This is a genomic window from Candidatus Erwinia dacicola (genome assembly GCF_001756855.1).
In the GTDB taxonomy this organism is placed as follows: Bacteria; Pseudomonadota; Gammaproteobacteria; order Enterobacterales; family Enterobacteriaceae; genus Erwinia; species Erwinia dacicola.
The window spans coordinates 1-3,490 of the sequence record NZ_MAYS01000052.1; the positions used below are offsets into that span (position 1 = coordinate 1).

Consider the following 3,490-nt stretch of genomic DNA (forward strand, 5'->3'; position numbering starts at 1 on the left):
ATCCTCTGCAAAGGTCGGCTGCGTTTTGCCGGCGCCATGGCGGGTGAGCACGCCGCAAAAATGCTCTCTGACAGGCTGCATCAGATGGCGAAAAAACAATGGTTGCGGATGCCTGAGCTGGATCGGTGCGCCTGAAAAATGGGTTTCAGGTTAGAAATACGGCGAAGATGGCATTTTTATCACAAAACTCATGTTGATCCGCGCCGTAACAGGTATGGGTCGTGTCGCCTTCCATGGTCAGGTGATCCGAAAAGAAGCGATTCAGATTCCTAACCATGAACCCATTAAAGTATCTGAAACCAGTGGCTTTCGTTGTGGATCTGATGGTAATGGCTATATTCTTAATAACGGTAAGTTGCAGCCTCTTGTTTATTCAGATGTAGCCGTAGCCTGCCATGATGATAATCTCTGGTATAAAGGGCGCTCATTAAGTTTTATGGACATTGTAAGTTTAGACGCCAAAGAATTTTCAGCCGCCAGAGAAAAATATGGGGTAAATAATGATGAATTTAAATGATAAAGAATTAGGTCTGGTGCTTGTAACGGGATGGATATGTGTATTTTCGTGTGTCCTGTTGGGTATAGTGATGCTTGCAGAAAACATATTCCCCAATATATTCCGGTAATTGAGAAGGAATACGTAGCGACATGCTTAATTATCTTGCTGATTTTATGATGTATGCTTTCTTGGGTCAGTGACCCTTTTCGCCGTTGCCAGTTTTTTGCTACTGGTGAAGAAAGCCGTTTACAGATGGTGCTGACGGAAGCCGAATCCAGGCGATTTTCTTTTGCCGTTCACCCGGATTCGGTTTTACGGGTGGTTTACCGAACCGCGCCCCTCCCCCGTTCCGTTCAGATTTTCTGATCAACATATTTTTGGGGCTGATTTTACTAAGTCGCTGTTTTTACACATTTCAGGTTCGCCCTCAACGCCGCTGAAGGACGCTGGCCAGCTGCTGTCGGTGACGCGACCGGAAGCGGATTCATTCAGCTTCACTGAAGAAGATTTTCCCCCGCAGCCGTCGCCGCTACGTCACGCGCCAGTGCTAAAATGGCGCGGCCCGGACCGGACAGGGAGCCGATTAACCAGGGGTGGTTGTTCCCGCCCTGCCCTTGTCCGGGTAATCGGCTTTTGCCACTAAAATGGAAGTTTCCCCGAACACCCGATCACCTTTAAGCCGGGTTTTTCTCCGCGATTCTCCCGGCCCCCTCCCCTATCATTACGTTACTGTTTTCACGTAATGCCAGAGCGCGGAGATTAAAAAATTGAGCAGTCACCCTAGCGAAATTTCGCAGATTTCACACAGCACTGTCTGCCGCATCGCCACGCCCCGAATTGATTTTGAGCTGGCGCTCGCCGTTCGCCAGCTGGCGAGCCGACAGGCCGAGAAACCGAAATACCTGCTGGAGCCGGAAATCACCGTTCTGCTGGCACAGGGATTTACCGACCTGCGTAAGCGAATGTTCTTTGATCTGATATGGAATACCGGCGCGAGACTGAGTGAGGCGCTAGCCCTCATCCCGGATGATATTCGCACCGGGGAGCGCTGGCCGTCACGCTCGTTCGTCTCCCTGATGACGCTCAAGCAACAGGGTAGACCAGGACGGCCACCAAAAGACACGCTGCGCGACGTGCCGCTGTTTGACGAAGGATTCACGCTGCGGCTGCGCGATCACCTCGATACGTTCTGTAAGTTCAGGACAAAGCGCATATGGCCTGTAACAGACGACACGATCCGTAACTGGCTTCGTGACGCTGTAACGCGCTGTGAAAGTGAGGGTGTGCGGTTCTCCATCCCCGTCACTCCGCATACCTTCCGGCACAGCTTCGCCATGCATCTGCTCTGCTGCGGTATTGAGCCGCTGACGCTGAAGAAACTTCTGGGACACCGGGATTTCAAGAGCACACAAATCTATCTCGATGTGCTGGCTCTGGAAGCAGAGGTAAACGGACGATACGCCGTGCGGTTCGGCATGGACCGGGAGGAAGCAGCGGCGCTGCTGAATACAAAAAATAATCATGTGTAACGTTATACACTATTTACAGATACGAGAGTAATGCGCTATAACTAGTACACGGATGTGCGAAAGAATTCGCACAGATTTTAATGGTGTATAATGTTATACATTATTAGTGAGGCGCTATGATTATTCTTGTTGGCAGTCATAAAGGCGGTGTGGGTAAATCCACTATCTATATTCATATCCTGATGTGTCTGATCCTGAAGAGCGGTAAACGTGTTGCTGCACTTGAGTGCGACGACCAGCACAGCGTGAAAGACTGGCTGGACGAGCGCCGATCACAGGGAACCGTTCCGGATGTGGACTACTATGAGTGCTATCATGACATCCCTGCAATCGCACGTAAGCTGGACAAAAAATATGACTTCGTGTTGCTTGATGCGCCGGGACGCCGTTCACCAGAGTTCAGCAAATGCCTGGCCGTGGCCGATTTGTTTATCTCGCTCCTCGACCCCTCCTCCCAGATTGAGATCAATACGCTGGGCCTAGTGGTTGCCGATGTTCGCCAGTACCAGGCATCGGTAAACAAAACGCTGAAAGCCGTGCTGGTCATGAACCGCTGCGATACTCACCCGGCATATGAAGACGCCTCCAATTTCAGGCGGGACATTGAGGCCGATCAGGAGAACTGGCTCCCGGTAGCCCGGCAGCGGCTCTATCAGCGCAAGCCGTACAAACGGGCCTACAACGAGGGGTTATCGGTACATGAATATAATGACCGTCGCGGGAATCTGGCGCGGGGCGAGATCGAGCTGCTACTTCGTGAGCTGAAACTGTTAACCGCATAATTAAATAGTGTATATCGTTATACACTATAAGGGGAGTTATGAGTAAACGCACCACAAAACTGAAAATCAGCCCGGCGCTGCAAAATATCAACGAGAATAAAACGCTGCGGGAGCTGGTCAGCGAAACCAGCCATCGTCCGGCATCGGGCAGTGTGATCACAAGGGTGAATTTTCCGCTACTGGAAGAGGACATAGCCAGGCTTGACCAGTACAGCGAAGAAAATCACGCCATGCGTATCAGCGTTGTCCGGGCCGGGCTTAAGGCACTGGATATGATGGGGGAGGAACAGCGGGCAGATCTGATCCGTGAAGCGGAGTTTAATCGGCCAAGAACCGGGCGAAAGCCTCTAAAAAAATAACGATGTATAACGTTACACATCATAAAGCGGAAAACTGACACGCCACCTAAAACAATGTGTAACGTTATACACTAAATTGGAAACTGTATGTCGTCAAATAAAAAAGAAGTGATGAAAATACTGTTACTGCCCCATTCCCACTCGAAACGCAACAAAGTAACCCACTGGCCAGACCCGGATAAAATCTCCGTTCTGGTCCTACTGGAGAGCCTGTTGCATGCAGGGAAAACATCTGACTCAGAAAGAGCGGTTCTATATTGAAAAGCGGCGGGGTGAAGGTGTCAAACCGGCTACCATCGCCAGAGAGCTTGATCTCCCGCG

General features: G+C 50.6%; 4 protein-coding genes and 1 pseudogene. All 5 read left to right on the forward strand.

The window, feature by feature from the left end; translation table 11 throughout:
• Nucleotides 1–135: pseudogene (locus tag BBW68_RS20435) on the forward strand (IS91 family transposase); the annotation flags it as partial.
• Nucleotides 136–190: 55 nt separating this feature from the next.
• Entirely contained in the window at nucleotides 191–517 is a 327-nt protein-coding gene (locus BBW68_RS01200) for a hypothetical protein (protein ID WP_209280435.1), read from the forward strand.
• Nucleotides 518–1,266: 749 nt separating this feature from the next.
• Entirely contained in the window at nucleotides 1,267–2,028 is a 762-nt protein-coding gene (locus tag BBW68_RS01205; protein ID WP_070133660.1) for a tyrosine-type recombinase/integrase, read from the forward strand.
• Between the two features lie 116 nt (nucleotides 2,029–2,144).
• Nucleotides 2,145–2,810, forward strand: coding sequence for a division plane positioning ATPase MipZ (locus BBW68_RS01210; RefSeq protein WP_070133661.1), 666 nt, complete (start codon nucleotides 2,145–2,147; stop codon nucleotides 2,808–2,810).
• 38 nt (nucleotides 2,811–2,848) lie between these two features.
• On the forward strand, nucleotides 2,849–3,169 hold the full coding sequence (locus BBW68_RS01215; protein ID WP_070133662.1) for a hypothetical protein: 321 nt from the start codon (nucleotides 2,849–2,851) through the stop codon (nucleotides 3,167–3,169).
• Nucleotides 3,170–3,490: the final 321 nt, after the last annotated feature.